Origin of the sequence: Brevundimonas sp. (assembly GCF_041648615.1) — a bacterium.
Lineage (GTDB): Bacteria > Pseudomonadota > Alphaproteobacteria > Caulobacterales > Caulobacteraceae > Brevundimonas.
The window spans coordinates 200,866-220,962 of sequence record NZ_JBAZOS010000001.1 but is presented as its reverse complement, the minus strand read 5'-3'; the positions used below and the strand labels follow the sequence as shown (position 1 = coordinate 220,962).

At 68.8% G+C, this 20,097-nt stretch carries 21 protein-coding genes and 1 riboswitch; of the genes, 11 read left to right on the top strand and 10 right to left on the bottom strand.

The window, feature by feature from the left end; genetic code table 11:
* The first annotated feature begins 224 nt into the window (after positions 1-224).
* Positions 225-899 carry a bifunctional 4-hydroxy-2-oxoglutarate aldolase/2-dehydro-3-deoxy-phosphogluconate aldolase gene (locus tag WC555_RS01085; protein WP_373250379.1) on the top strand — a complete coding sequence of 225 codons (675 nt, stop codon included), beginning with the start codon at positions 225-227 and terminating at the stop codon, positions 897-899.
* On the opposite strand, the gene WC555_RS01080 is transcribed toward WC555_RS01085, so the two are convergent.
* The 5 genes from WC555_RS01080 to WC555_RS01060 all read right to left on the bottom strand — a co-directional run bounded on the left by WC555_RS01080 (position 896) and on the right by WC555_RS01060 (position 5,290).
* Positions 896-1,753, bottom strand: coding sequence for a ribokinase (locus WC555_RS01080; RefSeq protein WP_373250378.1), 858 nt, complete (start codon positions 1,751-1,753; stop codon positions 896-898). The two genes, WC555_RS01085 and WC555_RS01080, sit on opposite strands and share 4 nt — an antisense overlap.
* Positions 1,750-2,679: a nucleoside hydrolase gene (locus WC555_RS01075; RefSeq protein WP_373250377.1), complete on the bottom strand. Its 930-nt coding sequence runs from the start codon at positions 2,677-2,679 to the stop codon at positions 1,750-1,752. The genes WC555_RS01080 and WC555_RS01075 overlap by 4 nt, the downstream gene beginning before the upstream one ends.
* Positions 2,680-2,725: 46 nt before the next feature.
* On the bottom strand, positions 2,726-3,388 hold the full coding sequence (locus tag WC555_RS01070) for an aspartate/glutamate racemase family protein (RefSeq protein WP_373250376.1): 663 nt from the start codon (positions 3,386-3,388) through the stop codon (positions 2,726-2,728).
* A gap of 422 nt (positions 3,389-3,810) precedes the next feature.
* Positions 3,811-4,809 carry a D-cysteine desulfhydrase gene (locus tag WC555_RS01065; RefSeq protein WP_373250375.1) on the bottom strand — a complete coding sequence of 333 codons (999 nt, stop codon included), beginning with the start codon at positions 4,807-4,809 and terminating at the stop codon, positions 3,811-3,813.
* 67 nt (positions 4,810-4,876) lie between these two features.
* Positions 4,877-5,290 (bottom strand): BLUF domain-containing protein, encoded by a 414-nt coding sequence (locus WC555_RS01060; RefSeq protein ID WP_373250373.1) that lies wholly within the window; start codon positions 5,288-5,290, stop codon positions 4,877-4,879.
* Between the two features lie 330 nt (positions 5,291-5,620).
* Here WC555_RS01060 and WC555_RS01055 point away from each other — a divergent pair, with 330 nt between their 5' ends.
* From WC555_RS01055 to thiC, 4 genes are all read left to right on the top strand, one after another.
* Complete coding sequence (locus WC555_RS01055; protein WP_373250371.1) at positions 5,621-6,232, top strand: TetR/AcrR family transcriptional regulator; 612 nt, start codon at positions 5,621-5,623, stop codon at positions 6,230-6,232.
* Between the two features lie 37 nt (positions 6,233-6,269).
* Positions 6,270-7,088: a TIGR02587 family membrane protein gene (locus WC555_RS01050; protein WP_373250370.1), complete on the top strand. Its 819-nt coding sequence runs from the start codon at positions 6,270-6,272 to the stop codon at positions 7,086-7,088.
* 4 nt (positions 7,089-7,092) lie between these two features.
* On the top strand, positions 7,093-7,500 hold the full coding sequence (locus tag WC555_RS01045; protein WP_373250369.1) for a hypothetical protein: 408 nt from the start codon (positions 7,093-7,095) through the stop codon (positions 7,498-7,500).
* Positions 7,501-7,541: 41 nt separating this feature from the next.
* Positions 7,542-7,650, top strand: a riboswitch (TPP riboswitch).
* Positions 7,651-7,783: 133 nt separating this feature from the next.
* Positions 7,784-9,613 (top strand): phosphomethylpyrimidine synthase ThiC, encoded by a 1,830-nt coding sequence (gene thiC, locus WC555_RS01040; protein ID WP_373250468.1) that lies wholly within the window; start codon positions 7,784-7,786, stop codon positions 9,611-9,613.
* A gap of 4 nt (positions 9,614-9,617) precedes the next feature.
* Here thiC and WC555_RS01035 read toward each other — a convergent pair whose 3' ends face one another.
* Together WC555_RS01035 and WC555_RS01030 are read right to left on the bottom strand one after the other, a co-directional pair.
* The gene (locus tag WC555_RS01035) at positions 9,618-10,280 is read right to left on the bottom strand and encodes a DUF6610 family protein (RefSeq protein ID WP_373250368.1); all 663 of its coding nucleotides are present in this window, start codon (positions 10,278-10,280) and stop codon (positions 9,618-9,620) included.
* On the bottom strand, positions 10,270-10,881 hold the full coding sequence (locus tag WC555_RS01030) for a hypothetical protein (RefSeq protein WP_373250367.1): 612 nt from the start codon (positions 10,879-10,881) through the stop codon (positions 10,270-10,272). The genes WC555_RS01035 and WC555_RS01030 overlap by 11 nt, the downstream gene beginning before the upstream one ends.
* 998 nt (positions 10,882-11,879) lie before the next feature.
* On the opposite strand from WC555_RS01030, the gene WC555_RS01025 reads away from it, so the two are divergent.
* On the top strand, positions 11,880-12,392 hold the full coding sequence (locus WC555_RS01025; RefSeq protein ID WP_373250366.1) for a hypothetical protein: 513 nt from the start codon (positions 11,880-11,882) through the stop codon (positions 12,390-12,392).
* 8 nt (positions 12,393-12,400) lie between these two features.
* Here WC555_RS01025 and WC555_RS01020 read toward each other — a convergent pair whose 3' ends face one another.
* Positions 12,401-13,063 carry a DsbA family oxidoreductase gene (locus WC555_RS01020; RefSeq protein WP_373250365.1) on the bottom strand — a complete coding sequence of 221 codons (663 nt, stop codon included), beginning with the start codon at positions 13,061-13,063 and terminating at the stop codon, positions 12,401-12,403.
* Between the two features lie 186 nt (positions 13,064-13,249).
* Here WC555_RS01020 and WC555_RS01015 point away from each other — a divergent pair, with 186 nt between their 5' ends.
* The 3 genes from WC555_RS01015 to WC555_RS01005 all read left to right on the top strand — a co-directional run bounded on the left by WC555_RS01015 (position 13,250) and on the right by WC555_RS01005 (position 15,689).
* Complete coding sequence (locus WC555_RS01015; protein ID WP_373250364.1) at positions 13,250-13,591, top strand: hypothetical protein; 342 nt, start codon at positions 13,250-13,252, stop codon at positions 13,589-13,591.
* A 221-nt stretch (positions 13,592-13,812) separates the two neighbouring features.
* On the top strand, positions 13,813-14,214 hold the full coding sequence (locus WC555_RS01010; RefSeq protein ID WP_373250363.1) for a DUF2141 domain-containing protein: 402 nt from the start codon (positions 13,813-13,815) through the stop codon (positions 14,212-14,214).
* Positions 14,215-14,228: 14 nt separating this feature from the next.
* On the top strand, positions 14,229-15,689 hold the full coding sequence (locus WC555_RS01005; protein WP_373250362.1) for a carotenoid oxygenase family protein: 1,461 nt from the start codon (positions 14,229-14,231) through the stop codon (positions 15,687-15,689).
* A gap of 17 nt (positions 15,690-15,706) precedes the next feature.
* On the opposite strand, the gene WC555_RS01000 is transcribed toward WC555_RS01005, so the two are convergent.
* Positions 15,707-16,486: a LytTR family DNA-binding domain-containing protein gene (locus WC555_RS01000; protein ID WP_373250361.1), complete on the bottom strand. Its 780-nt coding sequence runs from the start codon at positions 16,484-16,486 to the stop codon at positions 15,707-15,709.
* A gap of 64 nt (positions 16,487-16,550) precedes the next feature.
* Here WC555_RS01000 and WC555_RS00995 point away from each other — a divergent pair, with 64 nt between their 5' ends.
* Positions 16,551-16,967, top strand: coding sequence for a DUF2141 domain-containing protein (locus WC555_RS00995; protein ID WP_373250360.1), 417 nt, complete (start codon positions 16,551-16,553; stop codon positions 16,965-16,967).
* Here the strand turns inward: WC555_RS00995 and WC555_RS00990 are convergent.
* On the bottom strand, positions 16,954-17,655 hold the full coding sequence (locus tag WC555_RS00990; protein WP_373250359.1) for a TetR/AcrR family transcriptional regulator: 702 nt from the start codon (positions 17,653-17,655) through the stop codon (positions 16,954-16,956). The genes WC555_RS00995 and WC555_RS00990 overlap by 14 nt on opposite strands.
* Before the next feature lie 177 nt (positions 17,656-17,832).
* Here WC555_RS00990 and WC555_RS00985 point away from each other — a divergent pair, with 177 nt between their 5' ends.
* On the top strand, positions 17,833-20,049 hold the full coding sequence (locus WC555_RS00985) for a TonB-dependent receptor (protein ID WP_373250358.1): 2,217 nt from the start codon (positions 17,833-17,835) through the stop codon (positions 20,047-20,049).
* Positions 20,050-20,097: the final 48 nt, after the last annotated feature.

Here is a 20,097-nt window from a genome sequence, read left to right as displayed (position 1 = left end):
TGAATATGAATTCATATTCATATCAGAACCGGCGTTTGTCAACCCGGGTCCGCGCGTTGGGGGAGAGACGCCGCTCCCGGGCTGCCCGAAGGGCGACGACAAAGACTGAAAACCGCGCCGGTTCTCTTGCATCGAAGCCTTGGTGGGATATGCAGGTCGGATCACCGGGCTCGACGGTCACCCCGGCGTCGGCCCGGCGCTCGTCCGGATGAGCGGAGACTGAAATGCGCCACGACCGTCTCGCCGTCCTGACCGCTCTTGAGTCCCAGGGCGTGGCCCCGGTCTTCTATCATCCCGATCCACAGGTCAGCCTGAACGTGATCCGCGCCTGCGCCCGCGGCGGCGCGCCCGTGATCGAGTTCACCAACCGCGGCGACTTCGCCTGCGACCTGTTCGGCGACATCGCCCGCGAACTGCAGCGGACCGATCCGGACATCATCCTCGGCATCGGTTCTGTCGTCGATGCGGGCACGGCCAGCCTCTATCTGAACCGTGGCGCGCGCTTCGTCGTCAGCCCCTGCCTCGTCCCCGAGGTCGCCCGCGTCTGCAACCGGCGCATGACGGCGTATTTCCCGGGCTGCGGCTCGGTCACCGAGATCGGCCAGGCGCACGAACTGGGCTGCGACATCGTCAAACTGTTCCCCGGCGCCAGCGTCGGCGGCCCGGACTTCGTCAAGGCGGTGCTGGGTCCCATGCCCTGGACGAAGATCATGCCGACGGGCGGCGTCGATCCCGACGCGGCCAGCATCGCGAAGTGGTTCGGCGCCGGCATCGTCGCCGCCGGCATGGGCTCCAGACTGGTCACCGACGCGGCGGTCAAGGCCGGCGACTGGGCCGGCATCGAGGCCAATGTCCGCAAGACGGTCGACGCGATCGCCGCCTTCCGCGCCTCGCGCTAGAGGTCGCGCGCCGGACCCAGGATCGCCTCGACCTCGGCCCGCGTCGGCAGCGACGGCTGGGCCCCGGGCCGGGTCGCCGCGATCGCGCCCGCGGCGCAGGCGAAGCGCAGCGCCTCTTCCGCCGGCATGCCTTCCAGCAGGGCCACGCAGATGGCGCCGACGAAGGCGTCGCCCGCCCCCGTCGCGTCCACGGCCGTGACCTTCGGCGGCGTCGCCCGCGCCAGCTCCTGACCGCGCTGGAACATGACCGCGCCCTTCGCCCCCTCGGTCACCACCACCCGCCCGCCGCCGTTGTGCAGCAGGTCGCCGTAGAAGGCGGCCTCCGTTTCATTGACCACCAGCAGGTCGGCGCGCCGCAACAGCTGGTCCGACACCGGCGCGGCCGGAGCCAGGTTGACGCAGACGAACTCGGTCGCCCGCCCCACCGCCGCCTCGACGGTGGCGATCGGCAACTCCAGCTGCACGATCAGCGGACAGTCGATCCGCGCCGGCAGCTGTTCGGGCGTGACCCGATGATTGGCCCCGGCGCAGACCACGATCTGGTTCTCGCCCGTATCGTCGACGGCGATCAGGGCCACGCCGGTCGGCTCGGCGAGGTCGCTCTCGACCTCTGACAGATCGACGCCGTGGGCCATCAGCAGGGCCAGGGCCGCGCCTGACATCTCGTCGTCGCCGACGCGGCCGGTCAGGCCGACATCCGCCCCCAGCCGTCGCGCCGCCAGCGCCTGGTTGGCGCCCTTGCCGCCCGGATGCCGCGCCAGGGTCGCACCCGTCACCGTCTCGCCGGGACGCGGCAGCGACGGGGCGCTGGCCACGAAATCCAGATTGATCGAGCCGACGACGGCGATCCTCACCGCAGCGCCTCCGCGACCAGGGCGAACACCCCGTCGGCGTCGGCGGATACGGCCCAGCGGTGCGGCGCCGTGTCCGGATCGACGCGGAACTCGACCGCCGTATGCCCGCGCGTCAGCTCGCTCTGGGTCTCGACGGCGATCCGGCACGGCCTGAGACCGAACAGATCCGGCCGCGCCAGCCAGGCCACAGGGCACACGTCATGCACCGGCGGCGCGTCGCCGCCGACGATCTCGCGCTCGACCGTCTGCGAGAACCGCATCATCGCCGCGGCCGTTTCGGCCGACGCCGTGCCGAGGGCCGCGATCGTCGCGATCCGGTCTTCGGTCGCCCGCACCTGATGCGTCGCGTCGAGGCCGAACAGCGTCACCGGCAGGCCGCTGCGCAGCACCTCATCGGCCGCTTCCGGATCGGCCCAGACGTTGAACTCGGCCGACGGCGTGATGTTGCCGCCCTCGCCGCGCGCCCCGCCCATGATCGCCACCGGCCCCAGCCGCCGCGCCAGCATCGGCTCCCGGCGCAGCGCCAGGGCCAGATTGGTCATCGGCCCCAGCACCGCCAGCGCCACCGTCCCCGGCTCGCGCGCATTCACCGCATTGAGGATGGCGTCCACGCCATGCCCGTCCGCCACCGTCTTCGCCGGCTCGAACGGCGTCAGGGAGCCCAGCCCCTCGTCGCCATGAAACGCGCCCGCGCCGGCGGGCTTGCGCCGCAACGGCCGCTCGGCGCCGGCGTGCACGGGCACGTCCTCACGCCCGGCGATCTGGCGCAGCATCCGCGCATTGCGCGTCGTCTTGGCCAGCGGCGCATTCCCGCCCACCGTGGTCACGGCCAGCAGATCCAGTTCGCTCGACCCGAAGGCGAGCATCAGCGCCACGGCGTCGTCCACGCCGGGATCGCAATCGATGATGAGGGCTTGCTTGTTCACCGGGAGGCTTTGAAGCGGGTCGCGGGCTTAGGCAACTCCCGGACGGTTATTTGCAGCGCTCGACGCAGACCTGGGCCAGCACCTCGGCGGAATCCACCAGCGGCACGGACACGTCCCCGGCCCCCAGCAGCAGAGGCACCTCGGTGCATCCCGCGATCACCGCCTCGGCCCCGGCCGCGACCAGGGTCGCCGCCAGTCGCCGCATCTCGGCGCGCGGGGCCTCGCCCAGATCGCCGCGTTTCACCGCGTGGACGCAGGACATGAAGGCCTCGCGCGCCGGTCCGGCCAGCCGCACGATCTTGACGCCCTTGCCCTGCAGCGCGCGGGCGTACAGCGCCTCGCCGCCCGGCGTGGCCAGGACGCCGATCTTCTTCGCCCCGCCGGCCGCGGCGACCTCGGTGGTCTCGGCGATCATGTCGATGAAGGGCGGCCCGACCTTGCGGATGCCCGCCGCCTGGGCGTGGGCGGTGTTGCAGGGCATGCACAGAACCTGGGCCCCCGCGTCGCGCAGCCGCATCGCCATCTGCCCCAGCATCGCCTCGGCGGCGTCGGGCTGGCGGTTGCGGTCCGGCACCTGCGGATTGATGTCGGCGATGATGCGGATGTGATCCTGATCGCCCTGCGCCGGCGTCAGCGCCTGCACGCGCGCCAGAAAGGCCACCGTCGCCGCCGGCCCCATGCCGCCCAGAACGCCCAATACCTTGCCCATCGTATCCTTGAACTCCTCGCCGCCGCGCCCGGCGGACGGTCAAACGTCCTTATGCGCGGAAACCGTCATAAAAGGCCATGCCGGGCGGACCGCGGCCGGCCCGGCGACGAGAGAGTCTCCCGGATCAGGTCACGGGCCACGACGGCCCTCGCATGGGACGGCGGAGGCAAGGTCCAAGGCCCGCCAGATTTGGATCGCTCGCTTGTCATCCCGGCCGAAGCGAAGCGGAGAGCCGGGACGAAGCGCTCTGCGGGGTCAGCACTCCCGGAAATCGCAACGTGATGGTCCGGAAGAAAGGTGGCCGCTGCGCCGTGTCCTGGATTGTCTCCCGGATAGCCGCTGACGCAGCTTCCGGGAGGGCGACATTCGCGCCCTCAACCGTCCCGGATCGCCGCTTCGCGGCGTCCGGGACGACAAGCCCCCTACAGCGCCCCCTCGATCTCCCCCTGATAGCCGAACAGCCCCTGCGCCCCGCCGGTGTGCAGGAACACCACCGTCTCGTTCTCGAACCGGCCCGCCTTGGCCAGGGCGATCAGCCCCTTCATCGCCTTGCCCGTATAGACCGGGTCCAGCACGATGGCGTCCGTCCGCGCCGCCAGCTTCAACGCCTCGATCACCGCCGCGTCGACCAGGCCGTAGCCCGCGCCCACATAGTCGCAGTCGGCCACCACCATCGCCGCCGTCACCGCCTCGGGCCGCCCCAGCAGGGCCGCCGTCTCGCGCGCCAGTTTGAGCACATTCTCTTCCTGCTTCGCCTTCGGCGCCCGCACGCCGATGCCCAGCACCGGGATGTCCGCCCCCATCACCGCCAGCCCGGCCACCAAGCCGGCATGGGTTCCGGCGCTGCCCGTGGCGGTGATGATCCGGTCGACCTGCATGTCCAGCTCATCGGCCTGGACCACGATCTCGCGGGCGCAGTCGACATAGCCCAGGGCGCCCACCGGGTTCGAGCCGCCGCCGGGGATGATATAGGGTTTGCCGCCCCGCGCCCGGACCTCGGCCGCCGTCTTTTCCAGCTCGGCCGGCATGTCGCTTCCGCCCGCCACGGTGCGGATGCCCGCGCCGAACAGCCGGTCCATCAGGACGTTGCCGTTGTGCGTATAGTCGATGGCCTTCGAGCCGGTCCGCTCTTCCAGAATGACCTCGCAGGCGAAGCCGTGCGCGGCGGCGGCCGCCGCCGTCTGGCGCACATGGTTGGACTGCACCGCGCCCTGGGTCACCAGGGTGTCGGCCCCCTGCTCCATCGCGTCGCCCAGCAGGAATTCCAGCTTGCGGGTCTTGTTGCCGCCGCCGGCCAGACCCGTGCAGTCGTCGCGCTTGATCCAGATCTCGACCCCCAGCGCCTCGCTCAGCCGCGGCAGGGGCTCGAGCGGCGTGGGCAGATGGGCCAGGCGGACGCGGGGAAAGCGGGCGAGATGCATGGGGCGGCTCCGGTGTGCGGCCCTCTTCTAGACGCCCGCGCCCGGTTTGCCGACCGCCTCGCTGCGCTCAGTTGACGCGAACGACGTCCAGGGCGTCCAGCAGGATGCGGATCACCCGGGCGGGGGTCAGGTCGTCGTGGTCGATCAGGCTGTCCAGGGCGGCCCCGTGCGCCGGCGTGATCCGCGCGCTGGCCATGGTCCAGCGCCCGAACAGGCGCGCGGTGATCGGCTCGCGGCCCATCAGGACGATGTCGCGATGGCGGGGATCGTTTTCCAGCCGGCGCAGCAGGGCGTCGAGGGTCTGGGCCGGGCCCTCGATGACCTGGATATAGCGGTCCCTATGCGCCGCCAGCGCCCCGGTCAGACCATCGCGATCGTTGTTGCGCTGGGACTCGGCCAGGATGACGGCGAGGTTGCCGATCGAAGTGGTCGTACCCGTGGCGGTGCTTTCATACACCAGCCGTTCCAGACGCAAACTCATGGGTTCCTCAACGGTCGTAAACGGTCGCCGACGATTAATGTCGAACCCGCCTTGCGGTTGCGCAATCCCCAAAGATTTGTCTTCAAACGGAAACGTCCGTTTCCCGAGGCCCGCCCCCGAAACGTCGCCCGGAATTTTTCGGAACGCGAGGAACGGTTTTCGCAAACCGCGGTTTATCGATCGGACCTTGCGGCGATGCGCGCTCGACAGAGTCCTCAGCGGCCCGGTCTCCGCCACGCCCCCCGACGCGGACCGGGCCGCTTTCTTCTTCTCCACAGCCTGGGCCGGCGCCGCTTGCCGACTCACGTCGCGCGGCCCGATGCTGCGCGGATGGCCGAATCGCCGATCAGATTGCGCGACCGCAGCGCCACCGAGGCCGCCATCGTGGCGGCGGGCGAGCGCCTCCTGCTGCGCCACGGCTTTCCCGGCCTGAACGTCCAGACCCTGGCCGCCGAGGCCGGCTGCGACCGCAAGCTGGTCTATCGCTATTTCGACGGCGCCGACGGGGTGGTCGACCGCATCGCCGGGCGCGCCCACGCCGCCCTGACCGCCAGCCTCGCCTCCATCCCCCAGGTCGAGACCGCCTCCCTGCGCACCTTCGCCCGCATCAGCCTGCTGACCTGGCTGGCCGCCCTGCGCGCCAGCCCGCTGAGCCTGCGTCTGATGGCCTGGGCCCTGGTCGAGGACTCCGACCTGCTGCGCCGCATCGAGGCCGAGCGCGCCGCCGTGCTGCAGACCTGGATGCGCGAGCGCCGGCCCCGCCTGCGCGTCCCGCCCGAGGGCGACCCGACCGCCCTCAACGCCGTCCTGCTGGCCGCCGTCCAGCAGCTGGCCCTGTCGGCCGAGCGCCGCGGCGCCGTCGCCGGCCTGACCCTCGACGCCGAGGGCTGGCCCCGCGCCGAGGCCGCCCTCGACCGCCTGCTGCTGGCCTTCCCCGACTGACGCGGGAGCCGCCGTCGTCCCGGCGCGTTGGGCGACCATGACCGCGCTTCTCAACCTCGACCCAGCCGCCGAACGCGCCTGGGCCGCCGGCCTCGGCCGGGCCTTCGGCGGGGCGCTGATCTTCACCTTCCCCCTGTTGATGACGATGGAGATGTGGGCGTTCGGCGTCTCCATCCCGCCGGCGCGGCTGATCGCCTTCGTCCTGCTGACCCTGCCGCTGCTCTACGGCCTGTCCGACTACGCCGGCTTCGACGCCCGGCGCGGCTGGCGCAACGACGTGTTCAACACCCTGTCGGCCCTCGCCGTCGGCTTCGTCACCGCCACCGCCTTCCTCGCCCTGTTCGGCCTGCTGGGCCCCGAGGTCAGCGCCGGCGAGGCCCTGGGGCGGATCACCCTGCAGGCCATGCCCGCCGCCTTCGGGGCCACCCTCGCCCGCCGCCAGCTCGGCGCCGGCAAGGGCGCCGAGGACACGGCCCCCTATCACGGCGAGCTGTTCCTGATGGCCGCCGGCGCCCTGGTCCTGGCCTTCAACGTCGCCCCGACGGAGGAGGTCATCCTGATCGGCTACCAGATGGCCGGCTGGCAGATCCTGCTGCTGGCCCTCGTCTCGATCGGCCTGCTGCACCTGCTGGTGTTCACCGTGGGCTTCGCGGGCCAGGAGTCGGCCGGCGACCCCGGCGCGGCCCTGGTCCGCTTCACCCTCGTCGGCTACGCCATCGCCATAGGGGTCAGCCTGCTGGTGCTGTGGGTGTTCGGCCGGCTGGACGGCCAGGCGCCGTCGATGATCGTCTCCACCACCGCGGTGCTCGCCTTCCCCGCCGCTCTCGGGGCCGCCGTCGCGCGGCTGCTGGTCTAGTCCCATGGCCCGAAAACCCGCCCCCGCCCCGAAGTCGCCCGCGTCCAGACCCTGGCTTGAGTGGGTCGTCGCCGGCCTGGGCCTGGCCGTGACCGTCGGGGTCCTGATCGTGCTGGCCGTCTCCGCCCTGACCCCCGCCTCGCCGCCTGTCCTGACGGCCCGCGCCGTGTCGGTGACCCCGGTCGGCGCCGGCTTCCGGGTCGAGGTCGAGGTCCGCAACAGCGGCCGCCAGACCGCCGCCGCCGTCGAGGTCGAGGGCGTCCTGACCCCGCCGGCCGGCGCGCCCGAGACCGCGACCGCGACCCTCGACTACGCCCCCGGCGGCGGCGTCGAGACGCTGAACCTGCTGTTCCGCGAGGACCCGCACCAGGGCCGGCTCGACCTGACCGTGCGCGGCTGGTCCGAGCCCTGAGCCATGGCCGTTGAAGCCCGCGCCGGTCGGGCGTAGGGTCGCCCCGTTCTCCGGGGGGTCGCATCCAAGCGGCTGAGATTGGCGTATTCGCCTGACCCGTCGAACCTGATCCGGGTCATGCCGGCGAAGGGATGGGAAACGCTTCGGTCCACGCTACAGGACCCCCCTGCCGACGCCGGCGGACCTCCAAAGAGAGGCCGCCATGAACATCGCCGTCACCCCGCCCGAACTGCCGCACGAGCCCAACGTCGATCTGTCGCTGAAAGACGCGCGCGAGGAAGTGATGCGCGAGACCGGGACCATCCCGACCGGCGAACGCGCCGGATCGCGCAAGGTCTATGTCGCCGGCCAGCTGTATCCCGACATCCGCGTCCCCTTCCGCGAGGTCGCCGTCCACCCCTCGGCCAATGAGCCGCCGGTGACCATCTACGATTCCTCGGGCCCCTACACCGACCCGACGGTCACCATCGACATCCAGCGCGGCCTGCCGCTGGTGAAGTCCAGCTGGCAGCTCGACCGCGGCGACATCGCCCCCGTCCTCAACCCGCGCGAGGTCAAGCCCGAGGACAACGGCCACGCCAGCGGCAAGACCCTCGCCCCCCGTTTCGACACCTCGCACCACAAGGTCTTCAAGGGCGTCGAGGGCCGCCCGGTCACCCAGTACGAATACGCGAAAGCCGGCATCATCACCCCCGAGATGGAATACGTCGCCATCCGCGAGAACCTGCGCCGCGAACAGTCCGCCCCCTGCATCCGCGACGGCGAGGATTTCGGCGCCAGCATCCCCGACTTCGTCACCCCCGAGTTCGTGCGTCAGGAAATCGCCCGCGGCCGCGCCATCATCCCGCACAACATCAACCACCCGGAAGTGGAGCCGATGATCATCGGCCGGAACTTCCTCGTCAAAATCAATGCGAACATCGGCAACAGCGCGGTGTTGTCCTCCGTCGACGACGAGGTCGACAAGCTGGTCTGGGCCACCCGCTGGGGCGCCGACAACGTCATGGACCTGTCGACCGGCCGCAACATCCACAACATCCGCGACTGGATCATCCGCAACTCCAGCGTCCCCATCGGCACCGTGCCGATCTACCAGGCGCTGGAGAAGGTCAACGGCGTCGCCGAGGACCTGACCTGGGAGGTCTATCGCGACACCCTGATCGAACAGGCCGAACAGGGCGTCGACTATTTCACCATCCACGCCGGCGTCCGCCTGCCCTTCGTGCCGATGACCGCCAGACGCGTCACCGGCATCGTCTCACGCGGCGGCTCCATCATGGCCAAATGGTGCCTGTCGCATCACCGCGAGTCCTTCCTCTACGAGCATTTCGAGGACATCTGCGACATCATGCGGGCCTACGATGTCAGCTTCTCCCTGGGCGACGGCCTGCGCCCCGGCTCCATCGCCGACGCCAATGACGAGGCCCAGTTCGCCGAGCTGCGCACCCTCGGCGAGCTGACCAAAATCGCCTGGGCCAAGGGCTGCCAGGTCATGATCGAGGGCCCCGGCCATGTGCCGATGCACAAGATCAAGGCCAACATGGATGAGCAGCTGAAACACTGCCACGAGGCGCCCTTCTATACGCTCGGGCCCCTGACCACCGACATCGCCCCCGGCTACGACCACATCACCAGCGCCATCGGCGCGGCCATGATCGGCTGGTTCGGCACGGCCATGCTCTGCTACGTCACGCCCAAGGAGCACCTCGGCCTGCCCGACCGTCAGGACGTCAAGGACGGCGTCATCACCTACAAGATCGCCGCCCACGCCGCCGACCTGGCCAAGGGCCACCCGGCCGCCCGCCTGCACGACGACGCCCTCAGCCGCGCCCGGTTCGAGTTCCGCTGGGAAGACCAGTTCAACCTCGGCCTCGACCCCGAAACGGCGCGGAAATACCACGACGCCACCCTGCCGAAAGAGGCCCACAAGACGGCGCACTTCTGCAGCATGTGCGGCCCGAAATTCTGCTCGATGAAGATCAGCCAGGACATCCGCAGGGACGCGGCGGCGCAGAACGACGCGGGCGGTTCGCTGGCGGAAGCGGAGGCCGGGATGGCGGAGATGAGCGCGAAGTTCAGGGCCGGGGGCGGGGTGGTGGAGGTGAAGGTGTGAGGAATTAGGCGGCAGCCTTACGCTCTGCCGCCGCTACCCACGCATCGTTGATCGCAACAACCGATTGCCGAAGGCATTCCCTATAGCCGAGATGGCGAGCAGTAATGAACCGGGTCCCGTCGAATCTATCACCGAACTTCGCGTCGATCGTGAATCGATTGCAGTCGAGCGAATAGACTTGGAGCTTGTCCGCCAAATCCAACTGCCGTGCGGGAGAACCTCCGAGAAGGTGCGTATCGCGGTCGAAAAGCTCTGGCGGGACCTTGGTGCCGCCATATCGGCTAGGCACGCTGTAAGCGAGCATGAACCTAGGCGGAATCAGGTCCGCAAGCCGATGACCATTGAATCGTTCGTCCTTGGGAACGATGGCCACTCTCTCAGAGAACGCAAGAAGAGCATCGGCCTCGTCAAGAATTTCTGACAGGGATTCGAGATTTTCTACATCTCGCGCAATCGTAATGTGGGGGCGCGTTTTCTCAGCCGCGCGAATATGAGATTCAAGATCGTAATTTTTCCACTCGATATCTAGAAATCCGAGCTTTGGGTACGACCTAACGTCCCTCAGATTTGTATATCGTGCGGCAGGAAGCCAGCCATGGGCGGTAGTGATATCCTGGACGAGTTTGCTATGTGCCGCGAACTTCAGCGGAATGGGCTTAGTGTCCATGCCCCACGCCGTAACTCACTCCGGTGGTGTCCACGTTGACGCCGGGCGAGTTGGTGACAAATTCTTCGTAGGCCTTGTCTCGTTTTTCTTGACGAGCCCGCAGGTACATCACGCAGACAAGCGCCACGATATAAGGAAGAATCCGTATCGGATCAAAAACGCTTGCTGGCGAAACAGCGCCCGGCAAGACTTGAACAAAGAGATGGTAGCCAATTATCAATATCCCAAGCCCGTAAGCAAGAAAATCTTGATTCCTAAGGTGTGAGATGGTTTTGTTATCAGGACGATGGCTTCCAAAATAATATTGGATATCCTTCAGGTCCGACACCAAGAGAAATTGCTTCTCAATATTGGCGATTATACATAAATTTCTATTATACCAATACGCACATTCAATGACGTTAAGTCTAAACCACGCAAGCACTAACAGAACCACCGAAACGGCGATATCAATAGGGAGAACGCCCTTCTCTGCCAGAGCAATAGCAGCAAACGACGCAAATACCGTCGCTGCGGACTGCCACACCACCGTATACGCTTGGGCTATGTCCTTGAACATCTGCTCATACATGCGGAGCAGGAAATCCGATCTATCAGCCATGTTCTCAATCCTCGTTGAGCTCGGGTGAAGCGCTCCCCTTCCCGTAGTCTGCCTCAGCCATACGCCAAATTCGGACGTACGCGAGATCAGTCCGAGGAAAAAATGCCTCAAGCGCTTCACGAACACCCGGTCCTCAGCCCCCTCAAGATTGCCCTGGGACAGGCCGCAATTGCCACGCCCAACGGACGGTCTCGGTGACCAGCACAGATGGATGCGGCATAGGTTTAACGCTTCCGGCGATATCTGCCACTGCCTCCATAACCCTGCTCACCGGCAACGAGTTTGAGAGAACATACTCGCCGTCAGGCAGATCGTAGAGCCTCCCATTTAAACCACGAACGGTCCGTTGGGCGCCAGCTTTGCCCATCAACTCATGCAGTTGTTGGTAATCACTGGCGGTGGCCCCGTGCAGGACGATGCGAACTGTGTAGTCGGGCAATGTCTGCCCCCTTCTGCGAAAAAACCGGCGAATCGGACCGGTTGTTCACAGTACGTTCTCCCAACCCGCATTCAACGGACAGCGTTCGACCATCCACAACCTGCGGCGCTCCATCCACCACCAACGGCCGAACTTCATCCAATACCCTGTGACGAGATCCTCGCCCCTTCGATCAGTGAGGACGTAGACGATATTGTTGGGAATCCATCGAGACCAGTCCCACCTCGCGTAGCGATTCGGATTTCCATTCCACGGATAATGGCACCGCTCAGTTGTAGCTAAAACTTCGCGTGGTCTCACACCTAAGCACGGCACGCGCGAGGAACAGTCCGGCCGCTTCCTCCCGCCCCCCGGCTGGAAGGGCCACGTGGTCACCGCCACGGACGACGGCTTGTCGACGCCGAAGCAGGGCGAGGCGGCCTGATCCGTCCCTTCTCCCCTTGCGGGAGAAGGATCAGAGTTCGCTGGCCATCCTCGTCCAGGAAGCAGGGCCGCCCCCCACGTCCAAATCTGACGTACCGCCGTTCTATCCTCCCCCGCGATCACAAGGGAGGACCCCATGCCCGACCGCGCCCACGCCATCCCCGCCCTGACGCCCGCCAACGGCCAGCGCAGCGCGCCCGACGAGGTCTGGGCGCAGGTGCGCGAGGACTATCTGGCCGGGATCTCCGCCCCCGAATGCTGCCGGCGTCACGGGGTCGGGCTGACCGCGCTGCGCAAGCGGGCGGCGAGCGAGGGCTGGCGGCGCGCCGACCAGCCGTGGGCGCCCCCGGTCCGGCTGGACCCGTGGGACGAGGGCGCGCTGCTGGAGGACCGGGTCGCCGGCGACCTCGACAAGGTCGAGCTGCGCCAGCTCGAATTCGTCGCCGACCGGCGGATGATGCGGGCGGTGTTGCGCGGCGACGCCGCCGAGGCCCTGCGCTGGCGCCGGGTGCGCGCCGTCCTCGAGGCCGACGCCCGGGAGATCGACCGGCTGATCGCCGAGGACGAGGCCCTGCAATGGGCCCACGGAGAGGCGCACGATGCGCACGATGTGAACGGTGTGAACGGTGTTTCCGGGACCGGCGCGTGAGGGCCGCCTCAGCCCTCGGCGGCCATCTTCCTGAGGGCCTCCTCGAACACCGCCGCCGGCTGCCCGCCCGAGATCAGCCACTTGCCCTCCACCACCACGGCGGGCACGGCGTTGATCCCGCGCGAGCGCCACAGGTCCTCCGCCGCCCGCACCTCGGCGGCGTAAAGGTCGTCGGCCAGCACCTCGACCGCCTTCGCCCGGTCCAGCCCCGCCGCCGCCGCCGCGTCGGCCAGCACCCCGGCGTCCGTCATCGTCCGGCCCTCGGTGAAATGGGCCGTGAACAGCGCCGCCTTCAGCGCCGCCTGTTCCGCCTCGCCGACCGTCCCCGCCCAGTGGAGCAGCCGGTGGGCGTCGAAGGTGTTCCAGATGCGGCTGTCCGGCCCCATCCGCATGTCGAAGCCCGGCCAGGCTTCGGCGGCCCGCTCGGTGATCATGGCCCGGTTGGCCGCCGACTGTTCGGGGGTCGAGCCGTATTTGCGGCCGATGTGGTCGACGATGGTCTCGCCCTCGGGCGCCATCTGCGGATTCAGCTCGAACGGCTGGAAGCGGATCTCAGCCTCGATCCCCTCGGCCTTCAGCGCCGCCAGCGCCGTCCGCAGCCCGCCCAGGCCGACGACGCACCAGGGGCAGACGATGTCGGAGACGAAGTCGATGGACAGGGTCTTGGGCATGGGGGGGTCTCAGGGGCGAGGGATGAGGGATGAGGGATGAGGGAGTACGAACCCGTGGACTATGGGATGCGAAGGTGGACGCCGTCACCTCCCGTCCTTGCTCCTCATCCCTCATCCCTCATCCCCACGCCTTGCCCGGATACCGGCGATCGCCTAACCATGGAGGACCGTCCCGGGGAGGATCCGATGTTCAAACGCGTTCTGGCTGTCGCAACCCTCGCCCTGGCGCTCGCGGCCTGCGTGCCGTCGGGCGGCCTTCCCGGCGCCGGCTTCCTCGGCAGCTTCGGCCAGCCGACGGGCGAGCACGCCACCCAGGTCGGCGCCGTCATCACCCGGGTCGAGGCCGGCCCCGGCGCGGCCCAGGCGGGCGGCTGCAGCGCCGCTCCGACCGGCGTCTGCGGCGGCTGCACCGCCGTATGCCCCGTCGGACAACCGGCGCGGTGCGCCTCCGGCGTCAATCGCTACGCCGCGCCCGGGTCCGGCGGCGCCTCGACCTGCATCCGCGAGGCCGTCTGCGCCTGCGGCTAGGCCGCCTCGCCCCCGGGACCGCGCGGGTGACTTCAGCCCGCGTGGTGGAGGGGCGGCGCCGGACCCGCCCGTCCGTTCGCGCTTCGTGAACGCACGCCCGCCGCCGTTCGCGAACGCAGGCCGGCGGACCCCGCAATCCCGGTCGCGGCGCCGCCCCGGCCGCCGCAGGGTCGGTCCATCGCAACGGCCCGGTCGTCGGGCCCTGTTGAAGGACCCGCGCCATGATCGCCCTCGCCGCCGCCCTGCTGCTGCTGACCGCCCCCGGCCCCGACGACGCCAGCGTCGTCCTGACCTTCGAGACCGGGGCCCGCACCGGCTCGGTCATGGTCGCCCTGTATGACTCCGAGGCCGACTATGAAGGCGGCGCCGCCGTCGCCCAGGCGATGGTCCCCGCTTCCGGGCCCGTGGTCGCACGGTTCGAGAACCTGCCCGCCGGCGACTATGCGGTGAAGGCCTTCCACGACGTCGACGGCGACGGCCAGATGGACACCAACCCCTTCGGCCTGCCCACCGAGCCCTACGCCTTCTCCAACAACGCCGTCGGCAACATGGGCCCCGCCCGCTGGGACCGCGCCCGCTTCCCCGTCTCGGGCGAGACCGCCCAGACCATCGTCATCCGCTGAGGGGAGAGGGTCCGATGCAAGCCTCCCGCCGCTCCTTCCTCATGGGCGCCGCCGCCCTGTCCGCCGCCGTGGCTGCGCCCGAGACGGTCCGCGCCATGGCCGCGATGCAGGCCTCGGCCGACTGGGCCCTGGCTACCGCCGACCTCGAGGCCGACGTCGCCCCCCGGGCCATGCGCCTCGTCCACGGCCGCGCCCCGGCGGGCCTGACCGGGACCCTGTTCCGCAACGGCCCGGGCAAGTTCCGCCGTCCCGGCGGCAGCGCCACCCACTGGTTCGACGGCGACGGCCTGATGCGGGCCTTCCGGGTCAACGGCGGCCAGGTGACGCTCGACGCCCGCTTCGCCGACACGCCCAAACGCCGCTTCGAGAGCGAGATCGGCGCCGTGGTCACCCCCGGCTTCGGCACCCCCGGCGACGCCCGCGCCCGCATCGGCTCCAACGACGACGCCAGCGCCGCCAACACCGCCGTCATGCTGGCCGGCGACGAGGTCTGGGCCCTGTGGGAGGGCGGCTCGCCCCTGGCCATGGCGGCCTCGGACCTGTCGACGAAGCGGTTCGTCACCCTGCGCGACGACCTCAAGGGCATGCCCTTCCAGGCCCACCCGCGTTACGACCCCGACGGCACGATCTGGAACATCGGCCTGAACGGCGGCCAGGCCGTGGTCTGGCGCCTGAACGCCGACCGCAGCCTGAACGCGGCCCAGGTCATCGACCTGCCCCGCGCCAGCTATATGCACGACTTCACCGCCACGGGCCGCCACCTGATCCTCGTGCTCCAGCCCTGGGTCTTCGACCACCGCGGCATGCCCTACGCCAGCCAGTTCGCCTGGAAGCCCGAGCTGGGCACGCAGATCCTGGTCATCGACAAGGCCGACCTGTCGCGCCGCCGCCTCTTCGACCTGCCGGCCTTCAGCTATTTCCATCTCGGCGACGCCTGGGAGGACGCCTCGGGGACGATCCGCTTCGACGTCGCCGCCGGCAAGGACGTGGCCTTCGCCATCGACGGCGCCCGGGTGCTGGTCGAACAGCGCGGCTCCGTCCCCGGCGAGCACGCGGTGCTGAAACTCGTCACCCTGCACACCGACGGCCGCGCCGAAATGGCCTCCAGCGGCGTCACCGCCGAGTTCCCGAAAAGCGACCCGCGCCGCGCCGGCCTGCCCCGCCGCCTGACCGTCCATGTCGCCGGCGAGCGCCCCGACCGCCCCCTGCCCACCGGCCTCGCGACCTGGGACTGGAACAGCGGCCGTTCCGACTCCTTCAGCTTCGGCGACAGCCAGATCATGGAAGAGGCCGTCATCGTCCCCCGCGGCCCCGACGAGACCGACGCCTGGCTGGTGGCGCCGTCGATCAACCTGCGCGAGGGCGTCACCGAGCTCCACGCCTTCGACGCCGCCCGCGTCTCTGACGGGCCGGTCGCCAGCTGGCGCGCCGACGTCGCCCTGCCCGCCGGCTTCCACGGGATCTGGGCGGGGTAGGCCAGATGGAGACGGGTCTAATACCAGCCGGACTCGCGCAGAGCCTTCGCATAGCGGCGGCTCACCGGCGCCTCCAGCCCGCCCTCCAGCGTCAGGGTGGCCCGGCCGTCGCGCCGGCTCACGCCCCGCACGGCGTCCTTCGCCACCCACCAGCTGCGGTGCGTCTGGGCCCCCTCCAGCCCCTCCAGCTCGGCGAGGGCGTCGGACAGCCGCATCAGGATCAGGTCCGAGCCGCGGTCCGTATGGATGCGCAGATAGTGGTCCTCGGACTGGATGGCCCGGATGACCGCGCCCCTGAGCCTGAACGGCACCCGGTCCAGGAACCGCGCCGGCTGGCCGCCGACTACCGCCGCGTGGGTCTGCACCGGCGTGCGGGCCAGAAAGACGTTCAGGGCGCTCAGCGTCCCGGTCACCACCACCACCGGGCCGATGAAGGCCGGCAGTCGCGCCAGCGTCACCGATCGGTCGTCGTCGAAGAACCAGCCCGTGGCGGCCCAGACCATGACCACCAGCGGCCCGGAGATCACCAGCGTCAGCAACGCCACGGACAGCCACGGCCGCGCGTCGATGTCTACATACCGTTCGACCAGCCGCGAGCACAGGTGGCCCCACAGGGCGCCCATCAGCATCACCGGCAGCCAGTATGTCAGCCGGAAAGCCAGTGACACGTCGTGCATGCCAAACGCCCCGGTCAGGGCCAACAACACCCCGCCGGCCAGGGCGACGGCGATCCCCCGCAACAGTCGCCGGTCGACGGCGATGCGCACGACATCGGCCCGGGTCTCGCTCACGCTCATGCTGGACGGTTCCCTCGGGGCGTGGTCTGTCGATCCGCCCTTGAGACCACGAAACGGACCCGGAATGAAGCGCGCATCTCTGTTCGCCGCCGCCCTGCTGCTGGCCGCCTCGCCCGCCGCTGCGGCCGAGCTGACCCTGGCCCTGTCGACCCGCGCGAGCGGGGGGCGGATCGCCATCGCCGTCTATCGCGACGCCGACTCCCTGCGCCGCGGCGAGGGCGCCGTGCGCACCGCCCTGGTCCCCCGCACCGGCCGGATCACCACCACGACGCTCGACGGCCTGCCCCCCGGCCGCTACGCCGTCGCTGTCTTCCATGACACCGACGGGAACGGCCGCCTCAGCACCTGGCCGATCGGCCTGCCGAAGGAGGCCTACGGCTTCTCCCGCGACGCCCGGGGCCGCTTCGGCCCGCCGCCGTTTGACGCCGCCGCCTTCGATCTTCCGGCCGCCGGCGCCCGTCTGGAGATCAGTCTGCGCTAGGCAGGCACACCGCCCGGAACCCCGCCGCCGCGAACCGCACCATATAGTCGCAGGCGCTCTCCAGATCCCCCGACCGGCACAGCCCGCCCGACAGCCGGTCCAGCCGCCCGGTCTCGCCCAGGGTCAGGGTCAGGGCCCCCGACAGGTTGTGATAGGCCCAGTACAGATCGACCTCCCGCGCCTCGGGCATGATCTGTTTGATCAGCTCGATCAGCCGCCGGATCGCCGGGTCGAAATAGCGGGCCATGGTCTCGCCGCCGAAGGTGGGATTGGCGTTGGTCTGGGCCACCAGGGCGGAATAGTGCTTCCACCCCGGCCCGCCCTTCAGCGACCACTGGAACGGCGGCCTCAGGAAAGCCTCCAGCAGACCCTCCAGCGTCATCCCCCCCTCGCCGGCCTCGCGGGCGTAGCGATTGATCGCATCGACCCGCTCGTTGTTCCAGACCTCGGCCCGCCTGAGGAACACGGCGTCGAACAGCCCTCGCTTGGCCCCGAAATAATAGTGCACCAGCGCCGTATCGACCCCCGCCTCGCGCGCGACTTCACGGATCGTCACGCCATAGAAGCCATGTTTGGAGAACAGGTCCTCGGACGCGTCGAGGATCAGGTCGCGGGTGTCGGCGGAACCGGCCGCCTTGGCTTTCGGGGGGCGTCCGCGTCTGGCGGCCGGCGCAACAGGCTTGGTCATGGCGGTGAAGCTAGGCCCCATTCGCCCGCCTGTGCAACGGCGCCACAGGTGAGGAACGGCTGACGCCGGAGAAGCTGCGCCGTTTGACAGGCGGCTGAAAACGACTACGTTCCGGGAAAATCATTGAACGCTGAATAAAAGCGTCTTGGGCTGGAAATCACAGGATTGGGGCTACTCATGAATCGCTACGTTAAGACTGCCTTGCTTGCGGGGGCCGCCTGGAGCGCGCTCTCCACCTTCGCCATGGCGCAGGACGCCGCTCCCCAGGAAGGCGCGTCCTCCCTGGACGACGTCGTCGTCACCGCCCGCCGCCGTGAGGAATCGCTGCAGGACGTGCCGGTCGCCGTCACCGCCGTCAGCGCCGAGACGCTGGCGAACCGCGGCTCCGCCGACATCACTGAACTGGCGCGTTCGACGCCCAGCCTGACGCTGAACTCCGCGCGCGGTTCGAACTCGACCCTGATCTCCTTCATCCGCGGCGTCGGCCAGCAGGATCCGCTCTGGGGCTTCGACCCGGGCGTGGGCCTGTACATCGACGACGTCTATGTCGCCCGGCCCCAGGCCGCCGTTCTGGACATCTTCGACGTCGAACGCATTGAAGTGCTGCGCGGCCCGCAGGGCACGCTGTACGGCCGCAACACCATCGGCGGCGCCATCAAATATGTGACGCGCCGGATCGGCGACGAACCGTTGATCTCGATGCGCGGCTCCTATGGCAGCTACGACCAGTTCGACGCCGTCGCCAGCATCGCCGGCCCCGTCACCGAGAATTTCGGCGTCTCCGCCTCGGTCGCGCGCTATCTGCGTGACGGCTTCGGCACGAACCGCAACACCGGAACGGAACACTACAACAAGGATGTCACCGCGGCCCGCATCAGTGCGGAATGGACCCCGACCGACAGCCTGTTCTTCCGCCTGGCCGCCGACTATGTGAAGGATGGCTCCAACGCCCGGCACGGTCACCGCGAGTTCACCCCGATCCCGGCCAATGAATACGACACCTTCGCCGGCGCCGGCGACAAGAACGAGGTCGAAACCCGCGGCATCTCGCTGACCGGCGAGTGGGAAGCCAATGACTGGCTGACGCTCAAGTCGATCACCGCCTATCGTGACGGCACGACGCGCGGCAACATCGACTTCGACAACCAGGCCGCGCCGATCCTGGACATCCCGGCTGAATACGACGACGACCAGTTCAGCCAGGAATTCCAGGCGCTGATGGAAGGCGATCGCTGGTCCGGCGTGGCCGGCGTCTTCTTCCTGGACGCCACCGCATCCGGCGCCTTCGACACCGTCGTGGGCCTCGCCAACCTGACCACCCTGACCTCGGGCAGCGTCGACACCAAGAGCTGGTCGGCCTTCGGCGACTTCTCCTATGATCTCACCGAACAGCTGTCGGTCTCGGTCGGCGGGCGCTTCACCCATGACGAGAAGACGGGCACCGTCTTCCGTCAGCAGTACCTCGGCATCCGCAGCCCCCACTTCGGCAACGCGGCCGCCGTCCCGCTCGGCGTTCCGCGCACCAACTACACGGACACCAAGGAGTTCGAGGAGTTCACCCCCCGGGTCAGCGTCTCCTACGAGATGACGCAGGATCTGACCGCCTACGCCTCCTGGGGCCGCGGCTTCAAGTCGGGCGGCTTCGACATGCGCGGCGACGCCGTGCTCTATCCGAACACGGTCAACGGCTATGAGCCGGAAACGGTCGAGACCATCGAACTGGGTCTGAAGGGCCGCCTGTTCGACAACTTCACCTTCGCCACCGCCGTGTTCGACTCTTCCTATGAGGACCAGCAGATCACGACCCAGTATCCGGCGGGCGCCACCGTGGCCTCGGTGGTCGACAACGTCGGTTCGTCCTCGATCCGCGGCTGGGAGTTCGAAGGCCAGTTCCGCGTCACGGACAACCTCGTCCTCCACGGCATGCTGAGCTACATCGACGCCGAGTTCGACGAGTTCCTGGCCTACATTCCGACCGGCCCGCTGAACACGACCTGCCCGACCCTGGTGGGCTGCTTCGTCGACGTGTCGGCCCAGCGCGACTTCCAGAACACGCCCGAATGGACGGGTTCGATCAGCGGCACCTACACGCATAACTTCTCGGACGGTTCGCACCTGAACTTCACGCCGTCGGCGGCCTATCGCGGCGCCTATCAGCAGTTCGAGACCGCCGCACCGCTGCTGGACCAGGAATCCTACTGGATGTACGACGCCAGCGCGGTCTGGACCTCGGCCAGCGACCGCTGGACGGTGGCCCTGAACGGCAAAAACCTGAGCGACGAGCGTTACAAGACCGGGGGCTACAACTTCCCGGGCGCCATCACCGGCAACTCGATCATCGCCTTCTACGGCGCGCCGCGGACCTACACCTTCACCGTGGGCGTGAAGTTCTGATCCGCGCAGAATCCTGAAGCCTGATCGCATGTGATCACGGGCGGCGGT